Source organism: Treponema sp., assembly GCF_045657965.1.
Lineage (GTDB): Bacteria > Spirochaetota > Spirochaetia > Treponematales > Treponemataceae > Treponema_D.
In genome coordinates, this window is the sequence record NZ_JAZOUG010000120.1 from 1 (window position 1) to 16,402 (window position 16,402).

Consider the following 16,402-nt stretch of genomic DNA (forward strand, 5'->3'; position numbering starts at 1 on the left):
GTAAGAATCCCATTTAACGTCAAGGGCACGCTCACTGTCATCTGTAAACACAAGCTTTACCTTTGAGGGAAGAGCCGGAACTTCACCAGGTTTTACAGTGACCGAAGCTTTATCTGCCATTGCATACGGAACAAAACCGCTTCCATTTCTGGCTTCTCCGCCCCATGCGTTTGTAACTTCGCCTTTGCCTGAAACAAGATTCCAGACAGCAAGTGAAGGAAGTGCCTTTCCGTCAAAGCTGAACATTGCCTGGTTTTCCCAGGTGTTGCCTTCGGTAGCCGAAAGATTTGCGCCCGGCCACAGGATTGAATCTGCTTCCCAGTAAAAAACACCGCATCCGCCTTTGACTCCTGCTACAGTTGCAATTATGTCTCTGATTGCAGTTGCCTGTCCCTGAACGCTTGGAACATAGCCGTGTTTTTCGTCTGAATAAACCTGGAAGACGTTTCCCTGGAAATCGCCGTTATCTTCGGTAAAGGCATAAGCCGTTTCAACTACTGCCATTTCTTTACCATAACGCTTACTGATCATCTCAAGATTTGCCTTTAAGTCCTCCATTGAACCGTGCCAGTAAGTGTAGAATGAAAGGCCGATAATGTCGTAGTCGATTTTTGCTTTTTTAACTTCATCAAAAATCCATTTGTATAAATCCTGCTTTCCGCCGTCAGCTAAGTGAACGATGATTTTTATGTCTTTTCCGCCATCAGCCGTACGAACGCCCTTTGAAGCCCGGTCTAAAAGCCTTGTAAACTGCTTCATTCCACCGATTTTTACAGACGGGTCGTCACTCCAGCGCTGACCGACCGGCCACATAAAGCCTGAGTTAAGCTCGTTTCCGATTTGAACTGAATCCGGAGCACAGCCTTCTTTTACAAAACGGTTGATTGTATCTCTGGTGTATTTTTCGACTGTATCTTCAAGCTGTTTTGGGCTTAAATTTTTCCAGTCCTGAGGCATATACTGCTTTCCAGGATCAGCCCAGAAGTCAGAGTAATGGAAGTCAAGCATGAATTTAAGACCAGCCGCCTTGATTCTTTTTGCAATGCGGAGGTCAGTTTCGACAGTATTATCGCCGCCGCCGCGTTTTTCGCCTTTTTTTGCGACGAGTTTTCCGTTTTTGTCGTACTGGTCTTCTTCATAAACAGGATTATTCCAGAGACGGATTCGGACGTAATTTACGCCGTTTTCTTTTAAAATTTGAAATACATCAGATTCTTTTCCTGAAGCGTCATAAAATTTTCCGCCGGATTTTTCAATCTGATCGACCATACTGATGTCAACGCCCTTCATAAAATCATCGCTCAAGCCCGAAACAGGTTCTACGACAATTTTCTGTTTTACCGCATCCGAAGCCTTAGTTCCTTTTGCAGCAAAAACCGGTGAAAGAAGCGCACAGCAGCCAATCGTGCACAAAACTTTCCTCAACATTTTTACCTCCATTCTTTTTCATAATTCACTGATTTCAGAACGGCAATCTGCTCACCGCTGAATTCAGGCCATCTTTCTATGTAGATTTTTGCATCTTTTTTAAGCGGGAGAATTTCAAGTTCAAGATTTTTGAAATCTATGCCGCTATCAACAAAGCGTTTAAGTCCGATTTCCCAGGGATAATCTTCTCCAAGATAGAAATGGTCTAAAATCAGCTTTCGTTTTCCATCTTTAACTTCATAAAGATTTGCCCGCTCGCCCGTGTAGCTGATTTTTACAAAAATGTCAGAAAGATTTTCGATTGAGCCGCTTGCAAAAAGATTCATTAAGTCAGAAAGATAAATTTTATAAACTAAACTTCCTCTTTCTTCCCGGATTTTTCCGAATGAAAGAATTTCCTCTTCTTTTGAAACAGGTTTTTCACGCTCGTAGCAGGCAAAGTTGACTGCCGGCAGATCTTTTGCAGCATTTTTGTTTACCTCGCCGCACTTTTTCCAGCCTTCAGGAACTTTTTCAAAATCAGGATAGACATAGAATTTGCCGTCAGTTCTTGAAATAATTTCAAATCCGCTGTTTCTGCTTTCAAGAACATAACTTTGCTCATCAGTAATAAAAAGCTTTCCGCCTGTTTTCCATGCGTTCAGTGCATCTTTCCGATCAAGGACAAGGAATGTATCTGAATTATCATTTCCAAACTCAAAGAAATTTTCTGCAGATTCATCATCTTCGCGCTTATAAAAAACAAAGACTTCGTTTTTTCCGTCTTCAATTTTTGTAAAGGGAGTGACTGTTGCTGATTTTACAAGTGTTTTTCCGTAAGTCATGTCAAGCGGAAGGAAGAAAAACTCTCCGCCCTTTACAGTAATTTCCGGAAGATTCAGACCGGCACCTTCATTCTGAGTTTGTCTCAGAATCTCCTTTAATTGCCATTCACTCATTTTCTGATGACGCACATAGTTGTTCACAAAGATATAGCCGGATTTTTTTGAATCGCGTCTGAAAGAAAATCTCGGTGTCTTTAAATCATCAGGCTTTACTTCACAAGGGATAACGGCCGGAAGTTCACAGAGCTCCCCCCCCCATTCGGCAGTAAAGTATGAAAGAAGTTTAAGTTCCCGCAAAGTGGGCGAAACCTGACCGAACTCACGCACGCAGGCACGGAAGTCGTAGGATTTTACAGGTAAATCGTTTAAGTAGCCTGTCTCGCGCGATTCCTGTAAAGTCGTAAGCTTTCCTTCCGGGTTTGTGCCGCCGGTGTACATGTAAAAGCCTAAAAGATTGCAGCCGCTTCCAAGTTTTGTGAGGGCAACAGCAGCAATGTCTTTTGCTGTGGCAATCGTGCGGCGATGGCTTGTAACCTGTAAGCCGCCGCCAAGTTCTGCCGTAAGATACGGAAATTTATTGATGTCAAAAGTAATTCCGTAGCCGAATCCGTGGTCACTTCCGATATTATGGTCGTTTCTCTCGTGAGTAAAAGTATAGTTTCCGCTCGGCTCAATTTCTGTTGTGCGCTGGTCCCAGGGAGCATCGCAGTAGCCGCCCATTACAGGAAGCATTCCGCCGGTCCATGCCCCGCCCCAGCCGGTTGCCGTATACAAAGCAACATTAAAGCCGGTTTCTTTTGCAATTTTCTGCAGCCGTCTCATGTGAAGCTCGCCCGCTTCTTTTTCGTAAAGGCCTCCGCAGTGACCGTACTCGTTTTCAATCTGAACACCGATAATCGGATTTTCTTTCGTTGAATCGTCCTCTGGATTACAGATAAAGTCTTTTACCTGCTCATAGATTTTTTCGTACCACTTTTTTGCTTCTTCAAAATAACGCTCATCGTTTGTGCGCGGCTCGTAATCTTTGTGCAAAAGCCAGTCAGGAAATCCTCCGTTACGCACTTCTCCATGACACCACGGCCCGATTCTAAGGAGCATTTTCATTTCGCAGTCTTTTAATGTCTGAACAAAACCATGCAAATCACGGTCACCTGACCAGTCGTACTGCCCTTCAATTTCTTCGTGGTGAATCCAGATAACATAGGCACTTACGATTGTAACTCCGCCTGCCTTCATTTTTAAAAGCCGCTCAGCCCATTCAGAGTGCGGAACACGCGAGTAGTGAATCTCTCCCATAACCGGAAAAACCCGCTTTCCGTCTTTTTTTATACTGATATTATCAAAACTATATGCCATACTTACTCCTTAACTGCTGCTCCTCCGAAGCTTGAAATCAGTGTTTTCTGGGTAATCAAAAAGAAAATCACGAAAGGAACTGAAACTAAAAGTGCACCGGCTGCAAAAATCGTAAATTCGTTCTTTTTATCTGATACAAAGCCGAAAAGCCCTAAAGCAAGTGTCTGATTTTCCGTGCTTCGAAGAACCATTTTCGGGAAGATAAAGTCCATCCACGGAGCCGTAAAACTTGTAATAGCTAAAAATGTAATAATCGGACGGGCAATCGGCATAATAATCTGAGCGAACACACGGAAATGGCTTGCACCGTCGATTCTGGCTGCTTCATCAAGACTTTTTGAAACTGTATCCATATAGTTTTTTACAAGCCATGCGTTGTAAGGAATGTTTCCTGCCGTATAAACGAGAACCAGTCCCCACAAAGTGTCTAAACCGCCGATTCTGTACAGAATTACATAAATTGCAATCATTCCGACAAAGCTCGGAAAAATCTGAAGAATAAGAAGGCTCATCAAAAAGGATTTCTTGAATCTGAACTGAAAACGGCTGAACACATATGCCGAAAGTGAAGAAATCACTACAGTAAGTGCACAGGTTTCAACAGCAATAATCAGCGTATTCAAAAACCAGTGGCCATAATCTGTTTTTGTAAACAGATCAATAAAATGCTGAAAAGTAAAGCCGTCCTTAAAAGGCACAATATTAAGGGAAGCAATGGAGTTTCCCGGAGCAAAAGCGCCGCTTACGACATAAACCAGCGGATAAATAACAAAAATCGAAATCAGAACAAAAATCAGATAAATAAATGATTTTGTGAATGCGTGCATGTCATGGTCTTTTATCATAATGAACCTTCCTTGTAAGCCTTAGTCTGTTTAAACTGCCAGATTGCAAACGGTGCCAGTACAATGAAAATCATTACTGCAATAACCGAAGCATAGTTGTAACGCATAAGGGTAACTGTAAGTTTGTAAATCCATGTAACAAGAATATCCGTGCCGCCTGCCATTGTTGTAGTTGAGTCCGAAACCGTCGGAGCTCCGTTTGTAAGGAAGTAGATTGCCCCGAAATTGTTTACGTTGTGAGCAAAACTCATAATAATCAGCGGCAGAGTCTGATACAGAACAAGAGGCAGCGTAATTTTTGAAAAAATCTGTCTTCTGTTCGCACCGTCGATTTTTGCAGCTTCGTTCATGTCTTCGCTGATTGCAGTCATCGTGCCCATTGAAAGAAGCATAAAATAACCGAACCCGGCCCAGAGATTAACGACGACACAGGTAAACTGAGCCATTAACGGATTTCCAAGCCATGGAATCGGTTCAGAAATAAAGCCAATCTGCATTAAAGTGCGGTTTACGATTCCGAATGAGCCGTTCAGAAGATTTTTCCAGACAAGCATTGAAACAACAGACGGAACAGCATACGGAAGAATGAATATAAATCTGAAAAAAGGTGCAATATGAAAATTGATTTCCTTAAGGAAAACAGCCACTAAAAGCCCGCCGAAATAGCATGTAAATGTTGAAAGCACAGCCCAGACTAAAGTCCAGACGGCAACACGAGCAAAGCCTTGTGACCAGCTGTTCTGACCGGCAAGCAGATCAACGAAATTCTGAAAACCTACCCAGTCCACAGTGTTGTTAGGCGGAATATGTGAAGGATCCGAATAATTTGTAAAAGCAACTGCAACACTGAAAACAAGCGGAACTACCACAAAAACTATAATCATGACAAAAGCAGGAGCAAGACCGAAAATCGGGAAAGATTTTCCCATTGTAGTTTCAAAAAGGTCTTTCTGACTTTTAAAACGGCCGGTTCTGCAGTATTCAGAATAGCCTTTTTTTGCACTCTGAACGCTTAACCAGTAAATAATTACAAAAGCCGCAATTACAGCAAGAATAAGAATGCCGTCAATCAGCATAAAAACTGAATTATCACGCATTTTTACCGGAAGTTCAGGATGATGAGAACCGAGGGTTACAAGACCTGCAAGTTTTTTGAAAATGAAAGGAATGAACACAATAAAAAGAACTTCACACAAAGCAAAGAACGCACCTTTCACATAATCCTTAAGGTAAAGAAGATGGCTCAAGCCCATAAAGCACGCGGCCGTCACTGAAATCTTCTTCATATCCGATAAACCAGTCTTTAATTCCATAAAAACTCCTGATTCTATTAACAGCTTCCCCATAGCGGCGTTAGCCGCGTAGCGTCAGCACAACTTCCCTGACAAAAATATCCGTGTGACTGCTATTTCCCCAGCATTGCTGCATTACATGCATCCAGTTCGGTTTTTACATCTGCTCCGTCCCAGATATTTTTACTTGCGTTGTTCATGGCTTCCCAGAACATAGTCATTTCCGGAATTGTAGGCATTGGGAATGCGTATTCAAGCTGATTCATAAAGCCTTTAATGTAAGGACTTTCAACTTCAATATTTACGCTCGGGATGGCACCTGTAATTTCAAAACGGAGCCGCTGCATTTGTTCGCTCATTAAGAAAGCGGCAAATTCATTTGCTTCAGCAGGATGATCTGAATAAGCCGAAACAAACATTGCACGTGTCCCGCTGAAAGAAGAAGCTGGAGTTGAGTCTCCAGGAAGAGAAGGAAGAGGAGCAACAGCGAATTCGATTCCGGCTTTTTCAAAAGGAACAACATTCCACAAACCTGTAATGTGCATTGCAGCATTTCCGCTCTGGAAAGCACCGTCAACAGTTGCTGTATCCAAATCGCTTGACGGGACCGGAAGGACAGAGTGCAGATTCTGGAAGAATTTCATGCCTTCAACAGAAGAAGCTGAATTAATGTTTGAATTGGTGCGGTCTTTTCCGTCCTTTCCGAAAAGACGGTTTCCGGCACTGGTTGTAAAGATGATTGTATAATAGCCTTCTCCGACATTCATTACAAAACCGTATTTTCCGGGATTTTTAGAATTGAAATCTCCAGTCCATTTTGCAAGCCCTTCCCAGGTTTTCGGAACTTCGTTTTCTGCAATGAGTTTTTTGTTGTAAAAAAGAGCGTAAGTTTCAGCAGAGACAGGATATCCGTACATTGTGCCGTCATAAGTGAGGGCGGCTGAACATGAAGCAAGTGCTTTTGCTTTAATTTCATCCGGATTTGCAGTTGCAAGAACATGTCCGCCAGTTACAAGAGAGCCCAGTCTGTCATGCGGGGCTGCAAAAACGTCGGCACCTTTTCCGGCAGGTCCGTCCAGTGCAATCTGCCCGGTTGAGTCCCCAAGTTCAACATTCTGAAATTTGATTCTGATATTCGGGTGAGACTGTTCAAACGCTTCTCCGGCTTTTTTTATAAATTCATCAGGCCCGTTTGTTGATTCCCAGACAGTCAAAGTAATTTTTCCGTCAGCACCTTTTTTTTCGTTACATCCAGTTAAAGCAAACATACTGATTGCAAAAACAGAAATAATTCCAAGTTTCATGTACTTTTTCATAACCATAACTCCTTTTTTTTATTTTCTACTCCGTTGACGAACGCATTGCAAACGAACAGTCTACGTAGTTCATATTTTCACACTCTTCACCGTTTACGGCTTTCAGAGCGAGTTCCGACGATTTTTCACCGAGCGAAAATGCATCTACCTTAAGTGCACTTATTGCCGGCACATGAGTCTGAAGAAGAACGCTGTCATGGAAAGAAGCAATTTTAACGTCCTTTCCGGCTTCGATACCCTTTTGATTAAGAATATCAAGCACCTGCATACAGACAACATCATCCGAGCAGAGAATCAGATTCCATTCTTTAAGTGAAATTTCATCTGCCATGTCACAGGCTTCTGTGCAGACCGCATACTGAAGATTTTTTGATTTGATTTTTTCACTTTCCATTCCGCTCAAAAAACCTGAAAGACGGTTGTTGTTAGCTTCAACATCAAGGGAAGCACAGACAAAAAGAATATGAGAGCCATTCTGAACACGCAGAGCACATTCAACGGTAAAATCTGCACAGTTTTCTTTCATGCGGGAGTCCACGTGAATGGCATTCTTACCTGCCCCGCTTCCGATAACAACAAAAGGAAGGCCTGATTTTTCGAGAAGTTTTACATTTTTGTCGTCGTGTTTAAGCTGGGTTAAAATTGCCGCATCGATTTTACGGTTTTCAAGTGCGCTTTCTAAAATATTTACGTCTTTATGACCTGTCATGCAGACAAGCGCACTGTACCCTTTTTCACTTGCTTTAGTGACAATGCCTGAAAGACATTCATGGAAGAACATCATCTGAAGTGCCGTTGCTTCAAGCGGCATGACAACAGCAAGATTTAATGTTTTCTGACCTGCAAGGGCCCTTGCCACAAGGTTCGGCTTAAAGCCGTGTTCTTTTGCGAATTTCTGAACTTTTTCTTTTGTAGCATTACTGATTCTGCCCGAATCGGACAGAGCACGCGAAACGGTACTTTTAGAAAGTCCGAGCTGTTCTGCGATGTCGTCCATAGTAAATGCTGAATTGTGCAACCGATTGCTCATATTTTTATTGTGCAACCGATTGCGCAAATTGTCAAACATTTTTTATAATTAATCAGACTTTTTATTCAATATTAAGCAAAAATACATTTTTCACATTATAATAAAAGCATGTCTGAATTTTATACTCCGGAAGAACTCTATAATAAAATGACCGGAATTTCAAAAAATTACTTTCTCATAAATGTACGCAGAGACCGCGAAAGTTACTATAAATTTACTGATGAACAGCTGCTTTCTACTTCTCCAGCACTCTTACTTGCCGGAAAAGTTTTAAACCTAATCATGGACGGAGAACTTAAAAAAGCATGGGATACAATAAATCTGCTTTCCGAAAATGAAATAAATACAAAAATCATGAAACTTGCACTTACCAATGTACATCCGGAAGTAACCTTAAAACAGTTCATAACAAATCTTGACGAATTTAAGCGCATAGGCATTCCTATAACAAGCGTCATGCTCACAGCAGGCAGGCCTTCAATTCTTAACGGTGTCAATGATTTTTCAAGAATTGCCGTACTGCTTCCAAGAAACCGTGACACATTTTTAGGCTATCTTAAATGGATGTATCCTGAAAACCTGTGTCCTTTTGTCTATAATCTATGTCTTGCAGAATATTACTATCAGCAGAATAAACTTATTGATGCACAGATGCTTGCAAGCACGACATTAAAAAATTTTGATATCGAAGGCGAAAGGCGCATTATGTTCAGTGCACTGTATCTGCGCTCTAAAATTCTTTTAGCCACAGGGAACACAGTCAGTTCTGAAAGTTTTATTACAGATATAAGAAATCTTGTAAAAGAAGACGGAAATGCAGAATTCAGCTATAACATTGATGCCGCACAGGTTCATTTTGCACTTTATGAAGGAAAAATGGATGTAGTAAACCGCTGGCTTTTAACAGACGCACCAGATGAATATGCAGACTTCAACATGCTTGACCTTTACCGGTACATGATAAAAATGCGCTGCTACATTGTCACAAAGCACTACGCTTCAGTAATTCCGCTTGCAGAAAAAATCAGACCGCTTGCAGACCCCGGAAAAAGATGGATGGATTTATGCGAACTTGACCTGCTTCTTGCAATGAGCCTGTACCTTTCAGAAAATAAAACTCTGGCTTTTGAAACACTGAGCCGTGCCTTAAAAATTGCAAAGCTTCACCGTTACTACCGGCTCATTGCAGATGAAGGAAGTGTAATGCTTAATCTTTTGATTGATTACATTAAAGAAAAAGGCTCTACTGACTTTCTTATGAATCTGGTTGAAATGACACGCACAAGTGCTATCAGACACCCCTTATATCTTACCCATCCCAAAACAGGCGATACAAACTTCACAAAAATTCAGCTGGATATTCTGCGCCTTTTAGAACAGGGAAAAACAAAGGAAGAAATTGCAGATATATTTTTTATCAGCGTGAACACAGTAAAATTTCATCTGCATAAAATTTACACGAAGCTAGGTGTATCAAAGCCTCACCAGGCAGTATGGCAGGCGCGCGTGACAGGGCTTTTACCGCCTTCCATGCTGTAAAAACTTCCGCACCGCCTGCCGGATTAATTAAAAGCTACAACTCAAGAATACTTGTGCTGTGGAAAGTAATTTCTGCTGACTGGCTTCCGCAGGTAACTGTTACAGTTTCACCGTTATCTGTAAAAGTGAAGGTCTTTGTTTCTGATGTATCTGAATCTGTCCAGATAAACTGGGAATAGTCATCGTTCCATTCACCTTCATCAAAATAATAATAACTTCCGTTAAATTTTAGATATCCACTTCCTAAATAAACAGCATAACTATAAGTGTTTCCAAAATAGTTACCGGTCTGTTCGTACCATTTTTTAGAAGAATCATACACAGAACTAATTATAATTCCTGCACGGACAGAATAATTTTCATCTGTCAAATCCTGATAATCTATTTCGAATGTGCTTAAAACATCTGTGTAATACCACCAGTCAACATTGAAAACCTTTTTAATAACTTCATCACTTCCGCTTATAATGGCATTCCAAAGGTTTGTATTTTCTGTACTGTAAGCAGAATTAATTTTACTCCATGAAGAATCTGCATCAAGATTTAAGGCCGTAAGAAGATTTTCTTTTACAGAAGAGGCTGTTTTACCGATTTCAGTTAAGTAAACCGCCTTTGTTTCTGCATTTTCATCTTTTTCAAAATCAGCAATACTTTCAAAACTGTAAAGTTTACAGACTGATTCTTCATAAGAAGCTTTTGTTATGGCTGTTCCATTATCCAGATTATTTGCAACCATAAATGCAACAGCGTTATCAATGGTCTGCTTAGATTCAAATGCCTGCAGTGATGTAAGAACCTGCTTTAAGGGAAGCTCAACAAAATCAGTAACTCCAAAAGCCTGTGCTGCATCATACTTTTCTTCCTTTTCTTCAACTGTAACTCCGGCAAGGAACATTTCTTTCTGTTCTTCAGTTATTTCTGCGTATGAATTAAGGTTAAACTGCTCACAGACATAAGATTCAAAATCAGCTCCCGTAAATGTCCCTCCGTTAACAGCATAAATTGATTTCATGAAAGTATAGGCTGTATTCATTGTCTGCTTTTCTTCATATGCTTTCATTGCCTTAAACACTTCTTTGTAAAGCTTTCCCATAGCATCAAGAAATTCCTGTTTTGTGTAATAGGTGTCAGTACCTGTAAGTTCCGGCAGCAAAATCTTATTTACTGTAAGTGTAATGTTTTTACCGTCTTCACTAAGAACATAAGTTCCTTTCATTCCATCTTTGTCTGTTTCAGTAGAACCCGCATTATCTCCAGATGTATAAGTTTCTTCGGTTACGTAAAGATAATCAAAAGTTCCGGTTGAAGGATCCAGAATCAGAGTGCGTGTTTTTACATAATCAGAATTAGTGTAAGAGCCGGTTTTAACACTTACAAACTTTGTAACAGCAGGAAGATTAAGAGCAACTGTTTCGGTTTTTGAAGCAGTACCGCAGGTTAATTCTGCCGTAATGTTTACCGGAATATCATAAATGTTTCTGTAAATTGTAATTTTACTGTTTTCAATTACAACTGCTTCAGTATTGTCTGTTTCCAGATTAACAGAAACTTCTGAATCCCGGATTGTAATTTTTCCGTCAAACTCAGTTTCTGACCATGCATAAACCGGAGAAGTCAAAATTGATTTGAGCTGAATAAAAGCAAGGTTAAGAACCGCTTCTTCATCAAGTAAAGCACTATTCTGATAAACTTTTACGGTAAAGACTTTTGTAAGTGTTTTTCCTTTTTCATTTTTTAGGGTTGCAGTAAGGGTTACTAAATCATATTCACTTCCGTCTTTTGCGGTGACAGTACCTGTAGCTGCTTCAATAATGCCCGGTTCTGCTGATTCCCAGGTAACGGTTACATCATCATAGCCTGAAACACCGGACGGTAATGAAATAGAAGTTCCTGCAATTTCTTCTGCAATTGTAAGCGAATCGTAAGCAGAAACAAGGCTTAAAGAATCATTTTGATTTACTGAAGCTGTCTGATTTCCACTTGAATCGCCGCTATCTGCGCACGAAGCAAAGCCAAAAAGCATTGTGAAACTGCTCAGCAATGCAAATGTTTTGATAAACTTTTTCATTTTTTTCTCCTGATGAAAATAATTTTCTTAAAGCGAACTTAACATACAGTCAGAAGAAAAAGGCTATCCATACGGATAGTTTTAAGCCATTCTAAGAAAAGTCTTATTATATTATTACCAAAAACCTGTTTAATTTTTAAAAAACTACTTTTTCAGATAGTACATTTTATAATTTTTGCATTATAATTTTGCGTTATGAGAACAAAAACGAAAATATCGATTGCATTTTTATTATTTACCGTAACAGGCCTTTCTTTAGTTTCATTATGTGCCGTTTTTTCATTCAGAAAACATGCCGGTGAACGTCTTTCAGATATGAAATATACAAAAATTCTTGAAATGGAAAGCGGTCTTATTCCGGAACGTAAGCTTGCCATGCAGCTGGCCCAGTCACCGGCAGTAGTTGATTACATGGCAGATCCATACAACGAAGAAGTTCGCGAAATGGCATTCCGTGATTTTAAAAGCTTTCAGGATTCTTTTTCATCACACAGAACTTTCTGGATTTCTGATTCTGACCTCAAATACTACTCAAACATGGACTTTATCTATAATCTTGATAAATCTGACCCGGGTAACGCATGGTATCAGGCAACAATTGATGCAAACCAGCCGTTCCAGTTTTATGTAGACTATGACATCGGTCTTAAAAAGACTTTCATGTGGATAAATGTTCTTGTCTATGACCAGAGCCGCAGAGTTACAGGTATTACCGGTACAGGCGTTGAATTAAATGACTTCGTTCTTTCAATGTATAAAACCCTCGAAGACGGCGTTACAATGTACATGTATAACTCAAACGGAGAAATTTCTGCCTCTACGGATTTAGGCGACCTTGAAAATAAAATCCAGATTAAAGACAGAATGAATGACCTCAATGCCGCACAGACACTTTTTCCAGAAACAGAGCTGGTTCATTCAACCCTCAATGGAGAATACCTGATTGCACCTGTAAATTCCTTAAGATGGCATCTTGTGCTTTTCATTCCGTTCACAGCAAAAGAATTTTTTATTAACGCACTGTTTCCGTTCTCAATATTTGTAATCATTTCAGTGCTTATACTTATTGCATATGCCATGAACAGCCTTTTTATACCGCTTCGTGAAGTTCGCACTACCCTTTCAAACATCGTTTCAGGTGAGGCAGATTTAACCCGGCGGATGGATACAAATATTCACACACCGTTCAGATCAATTCACAATATCATAGATTCATTTAACGCCTTCATGGAAAAAATGCAGGGCATGATCGGTACAATTCAGAATTCAAGTTCCACTCTCGATGTAGTTTCTGTAAACATGAAAGAAAGCGTTTCATCTGTTTCAAATTCTATGACAAGCATCCGTATGAGTATTGGAAGCGTGCAGGAGCAGATGAAAAAGCAGTCAGAAGGTTTTGATGAAGCTTCTCATGTAGTTCAGGAAGTTGCTTCCAGCATATCAAATGTAACCGAAATGATTGATTCTCAGACCAGAAGCATTGATGAATCTTCAAAGGCAGTCGGCCAGCTGGTAAAAAGCATTGAACAGATAAGTTCTTCTATGGAAACAATGGGCGATTCCTTCTCACTGCTTGATAAAGAAGCACAGAGCGGTATGGCAAAGCAGCAGAAAGTAAATGAACGCATTTCTCAGATTGAGCAGCAGTCACAGATGCTGCAGGAAGCAAACACAGCAATTGCTTCGATTGCAGAGCAGACAAACCTTCTTGCAATGAACGCAGCAATTGAAGCAGCACACGCAGGAGAAGCCGGTAAAGGCTTTGCTGTTGTTGCAGATGAAATCAGAAAACTTTCAGAAACTTCATCAGGTCAGTCTAAGACAATCGGTGAACAGCTGAAAAATATTCAGGACAGCATTGCAGAAATTGTAACTTCTTCCCAGGAATCAAGCACGGCATTTTCTGGAGTTTCAAGCCGAATCCGGGAAACAGACAGTCTGGTACAATCAGTCCGTTCTTCACTTGAAAAACAGAACGAAGACTCACGAAGCGTTATTTCTTCCCTTTCCGGTATGGAAAAAAACACAGAAAATGTACGGAATGCTGCCCGGACTATGGCTGAAGGAAGTGCTCATGTTCTTGATGAAATGGGACGTCTGCAGAATTCGGCAGGTGAAGTCCGTGAAAGCATGGCTGTTATGTCCGAAAACGCACAGAGCGTAGTAAAAAGCGGAATGAAGCTTGATAATTGTGTAGAAGAACTTGACACAAATGTAACGCAGCTTGGTTCCGATGTAAAACGGTTCAAAACAGTTTAAAAACTATCCGTTCGGATAGTATATTTTTTTTAATTCTCCGGTAAAATAAGCATTTGGAGAATTTTTATTAAGTTTTTTCTAAAAATAAAGCTATGTCAAAAAATGAAAACAAAAAAGTAAAACAGCGTCAGTTTCCGCTTGGCGTAAAACTGGCAGTCATTATCGGATTTATCGTACTTGCATCTCTTGGAACAGTAACATTTTTAAACAGCTGGTTTGTTTCAAAAGATGTACGTATTACCGCTGAAGAAAACAACCTTACCATAAACACCCGCTCATCTTCGAGTGTACAGAATGAACTTCTGTCAGTAAGGTCAAATGTGCTTCAGCTGCTCGATTTAATAAACGCAGCTTCTGGTGGAAGAACATCAGCACTTGCAAAACAGGCCGAAGCCTTCTTTTTTGAACGAAATCAGTCAATTGCAGAAGTCATCGTGCTTACCCAGTATCAGTTTACGCACAATCTTGTAATTCACACCCGTCTTAAAAACAACAGGTTTTTCACTTCCAACGAAATTGACCTGGAAGCAACGGATTCACTTCTTTCTCAAAGCGAAAAATCTCTTGTCCGTGCCTGCAGCGGGGAAACAATTGCACTCAACGCTTCTCCTTTTTTCAAAAACGAGATGATTGCACTTCTTCTGCCCTACCGTGAAAGCGGTCTTGAACAGTGCTGTTTAATTTTATTCAGTCTCGAAAGTATTTCTTCAATTCTCGGAACCGGAAGTTCAAACGAAACTTTTATGATTAATGACTCTTCAGAGCTTTTGTGTCATCCGGAAAATGAGCGCATTCTTTCAGGTCAGAGCATGAAAAATCATCCGCTTGTAAAAGAAATGCGCGAAAAAAAACCAGAATAACGAAGAAAGCCGGCAGATAATTTATAATTCCGTCGATGAAAACGGTAAAAAAGCCCAGTTTATCGGTGCATATCAGAAAATCGGAATTGCCGACATCAGTATATTTACGTCAGTTGCACTAGGCACAGTTCTTGAAGGTGTACACACAACAAGGCGGAACAATCTTTACCTCATGGCGGTAGTTTTCTTTGTTTCAGTTATGTTCATTCTTATTTTCAGCCGGTATGCAATTTCAAAACCATTACGCCATCTTACCGCTTCAGCCGAAGAAATCCAGAAAGGTAACTTTAACACAGCAATTATTTCAACTTTAAACACCCGGCGCCGTGATGAAATCGGTATTTTAAATAAATCAACTCAGGACGAGCAGGAATTTCTGAATACTTTCGCCCGGTTCACAAACCGTGGTGTTGCAAAGGCAATTGCGCGAAAAGAAATCGACTTTGAGCCTCACTTAAAAGACGTTACAATCTTCTTTTCAGATATCCGCGGCTTTACGGCAATTTCTGACGGCTTTAAAAACCGCTTCGGTGAAGAAAGCCCGCGCGAAATCATCGGCTTTTTGAACGATTACATGAGCCGCATGGTAAACTGCGTCACAATTTCAGGCGGCACAATCGACAAATTCGAAGGAGATGCCATCATGGCGGTCTGGGGAATTTTACGCGATGAAGACTTAAGTTTTGAAAATCTTCCAGACTCAGATCCAAAAAAACAGGAATTTTCAGAAAAGCACCTGCTTCATGTAAAACAGGATGCTGTAAGTGCAATCCGCGGCACAATTGCAATGCGCTATGCTTTGATGCAGTACAATAAAGATGCCGAAGCGTTTACAAAAGCACACGAAAACGAAGAAAAGGCAAAATACAAGCCTCACATCAGAATCGGCTGCGGTATCAATACAGGACGAGCTACCTGCGGTATTATGGGTAGTGAAGACAAAATGGAATACACAGCAATCGGTGACAGCGTAAACTTTGCAAGCCGAACCGAAAGCTCAAACAAACCCTGCGGCACTGACATTCTTATTACTCAGGATACATACAATCTGTTAAAAAAAGACTATATCCGCTGCAAAGAAAACAATTTCACACTTCCAGCCGAAAACGAAACAAACGAACTTGTAGTTGAGCAGATTCCTGTTGAATTTGAAGTAAAAGGAAAAGGTGCACAGCATTTCTACGGTGTTGTAAACATGCCGCAGTTTGATATTGAAGCATTCTTTAAAACTGCAGATAAAAATTTCGTTCTTGATGAAGACTGTGCCCGCGCCGTCGGAAAAACAGGTCCTAAAACCTTAAACGAAATGCGTAATCTGCTTGGAATTCCAATCCCAGAATTTGAATCGGTGAACTTGAATGAAGAAGAGAACAAAATTCAGGTTAAGAAATGATTTAGCCGTTCCGTTCTGGATTTCAATCAGCATCTGTCTCTTATGTGCAGGAATAAATTTTCTGCTGTTTTATAACAGTTTTTTCCGTGCACTTACAAAGCTCAATGAAGAGCCGATTGCAACCATTACTTTTAAGTATAAAACTGCACAAAGAAAATTCCTTGAACGCGTTGTCTGGGACCGCTTAAAACA

12 protein-coding genes are annotated in these 16,402 nt (G+C 40.5%); 5 read left to right on the forward strand and 7 right to left on the reverse strand.

Going from position 1 to position 16,402, the window contains the following annotated elements:
* The 6 genes from ACKI5B_RS04385 to ACKI5B_RS04410 all read right to left on the reverse strand — a co-directional run.
* A partial coding sequence (locus ACKI5B_RS04385; protein ID WP_407426209.1) for a glycosyl hydrolase 53 family protein occupies positions 1-1,428 on the reverse strand: 1,428 nt, incomplete at its 3' end.
* A gap of 2 nt (positions 1,429-1,430) precedes the next feature.
* Positions 1,431-3,608, reverse strand: coding sequence for a beta-galactosidase (locus ACKI5B_RS04390; protein WP_407426211.1), 2,178 nt, complete (start codon positions 3,606-3,608; stop codon positions 1,431-1,433).
* A 2-nt stretch (positions 3,609-3,610) separates the two neighbouring features.
* The gene (locus tag ACKI5B_RS04395; protein WP_407426213.1) at positions 3,611-4,453 is read right to left on the reverse strand and encodes a sugar ABC transporter permease; all 843 of its coding nucleotides are present in this window, start codon (positions 4,451-4,453) and stop codon (positions 3,611-3,613) included.
* Complete coding sequence (locus ACKI5B_RS04400) at positions 4,450-5,766, reverse strand: carbohydrate ABC transporter permease (protein ID WP_407426215.1); 1,317 nt, start codon at positions 5,764-5,766, stop codon at positions 4,450-4,452. Before ACKI5B_RS04400 ends, ACKI5B_RS04395 begins: the two co-directional genes overlap by 4 nt.
* A 92-nt stretch (positions 5,767-5,858) precedes the next feature.
* A complete protein-coding gene (locus ACKI5B_RS04405) occupies positions 5,859-7,061 on the reverse strand; it encodes a sugar ABC transporter substrate-binding protein (RefSeq protein WP_407426217.1) in 1,203 nt (400 codons plus the stop codon).
* A 25-nt stretch (positions 7,062-7,086) separates the two neighbouring features.
* The gene (locus tag ACKI5B_RS04410) at positions 7,087-8,091 is read right to left on the reverse strand and encodes a LacI family DNA-binding transcriptional regulator (RefSeq protein WP_407426219.1); all 1,005 of its coding nucleotides are present in this window, start codon (positions 8,089-8,091) and stop codon (positions 7,087-7,089) included.
* Between the two features lie 108 nt (positions 8,092-8,199).
* Between ACKI5B_RS04410 and ACKI5B_RS04415 the strand changes: the two genes are divergently transcribed.
* Positions 8,200-9,630 carry a LuxR C-terminal-related transcriptional regulator gene (locus ACKI5B_RS04415; protein WP_407426221.1) on the forward strand — a complete coding sequence of 477 codons (1,431 nt, stop codon included), beginning with the start codon at positions 8,200-8,202 and terminating at the stop codon, positions 9,628-9,630.
* Between the two features lie 34 nt (positions 9,631-9,664).
* Here ACKI5B_RS04415 and ACKI5B_RS04420 read toward each other — a convergent pair whose 3' ends face one another.
* Positions 9,665-11,698: an immunoglobulin-like domain-containing protein gene (locus tag ACKI5B_RS04420; RefSeq protein ID WP_407426223.1), complete on the reverse strand. Its 2,034-nt coding sequence runs from the start codon at positions 11,696-11,698 to the stop codon at positions 9,665-9,667.
* 195 nt (positions 11,699-11,893) lie between these two features.
* On the opposite strand from ACKI5B_RS04420, the gene ACKI5B_RS04425 reads away from it, so the two are divergent.
* The 4 genes from ACKI5B_RS04425 to ACKI5B_RS04440 form a co-directional block, all read left to right on the forward strand.
* Positions 11,894-13,957, forward strand: a complete 2,064-nt coding sequence (locus ACKI5B_RS04425) for a methyl-accepting chemotaxis protein (protein ID WP_407426225.1) — start codon at positions 11,894-11,896, stop codon at positions 13,955-13,957.
* Positions 13,958-14,049: 92 nt separating this feature from the next.
* On the forward strand, positions 14,050-14,817 hold the full coding sequence (locus ACKI5B_RS04430; protein WP_407426227.1) for a hypothetical protein: 768 nt from the start codon (positions 14,050-14,052) through the stop codon (positions 14,815-14,817).
* A gap of 172 nt (positions 14,818-14,989) precedes the next feature.
* A complete protein-coding gene (locus ACKI5B_RS04435; protein ID WP_407426229.1) occupies positions 14,990-16,210 on the forward strand; it encodes an adenylate/guanylate cyclase domain-containing protein in 1,221 nt (406 codons plus the stop codon).
* A partial coding sequence (locus ACKI5B_RS04440; RefSeq protein WP_407426231.1) for a hypothetical protein occupies positions 16,176-16,402 on the forward strand: 227 nt, incomplete at its 3' end. The genes ACKI5B_RS04435 and ACKI5B_RS04440, both read left to right, overlap by 35 nt.

What these genes read in the sequence shown, in the direction of transcription:
- ACKI5B_RS04410 (WP_407426219.1), bottom strand. Translation starts at nt 8,091, where the DNA reads ATGAGCAATCGGTTGCACAATTCAGCATTTACTATGGACGACATCGCA.
- ACKI5B_RS04430 (WP_407426227.1), top strand. Translation starts at nt 14,050, where the DNA reads ATGTCAAAAAATGAAAACAAAAAAGTAAAACAGCGTCAGTTTCCGCTT.
- ACKI5B_RS04435 (WP_407426229.1), top strand. Translation starts at nt 14,990, where the DNA reads ATGGCGGTAGTTTTCTTTGTTTCAGTTATGTTCATTCTTATTTTCAGC.
- ACKI5B_RS04415 (WP_407426221.1), top strand. Translation starts at nt 8,200, where the DNA reads ATGTCTGAATTTTATACTCCGGAAGAACTCTATAATAAAATGACCGGA.
- ACKI5B_RS04400 (WP_407426215.1), bottom strand. Translation starts at nt 5,766, where the DNA reads ATGGAATTAAAGACTGGTTTATCGGATATGAAGAAGATTTCAGTGACG.
- ACKI5B_RS04420 (WP_407426223.1), bottom strand. Translation starts at nt 11,698, where the DNA reads ATGAAAAAGTTTATCAAAACATTTGCATTGCTGAGCAGTTTCACAATG.
- ACKI5B_RS04405 (WP_407426217.1), bottom strand. Translation starts at nt 7,061, where the DNA reads ATGAAAAAGTACATGAAACTTGGAATTATTTCTGTTTTTGCAATCAGT.
- ACKI5B_RS04425 (WP_407426225.1), top strand. Translation starts at nt 11,894, where the DNA reads ATGAGAACAAAAACGAAAATATCGATTGCATTTTTATTATTTACCGTA.
- ACKI5B_RS04390 (WP_407426211.1), bottom strand. Translation starts at nt 3,608, where the DNA reads ATGGCATATAGTTTTGATAATATCAGTATAAAAAAAGACGGAAAGCGG.
- ACKI5B_RS04395 (WP_407426213.1), bottom strand. Translation starts at nt 4,453, where the DNA reads ATGATAAAAGACCATGACATGCACGCATTCACAAAATCATTTATTTAT.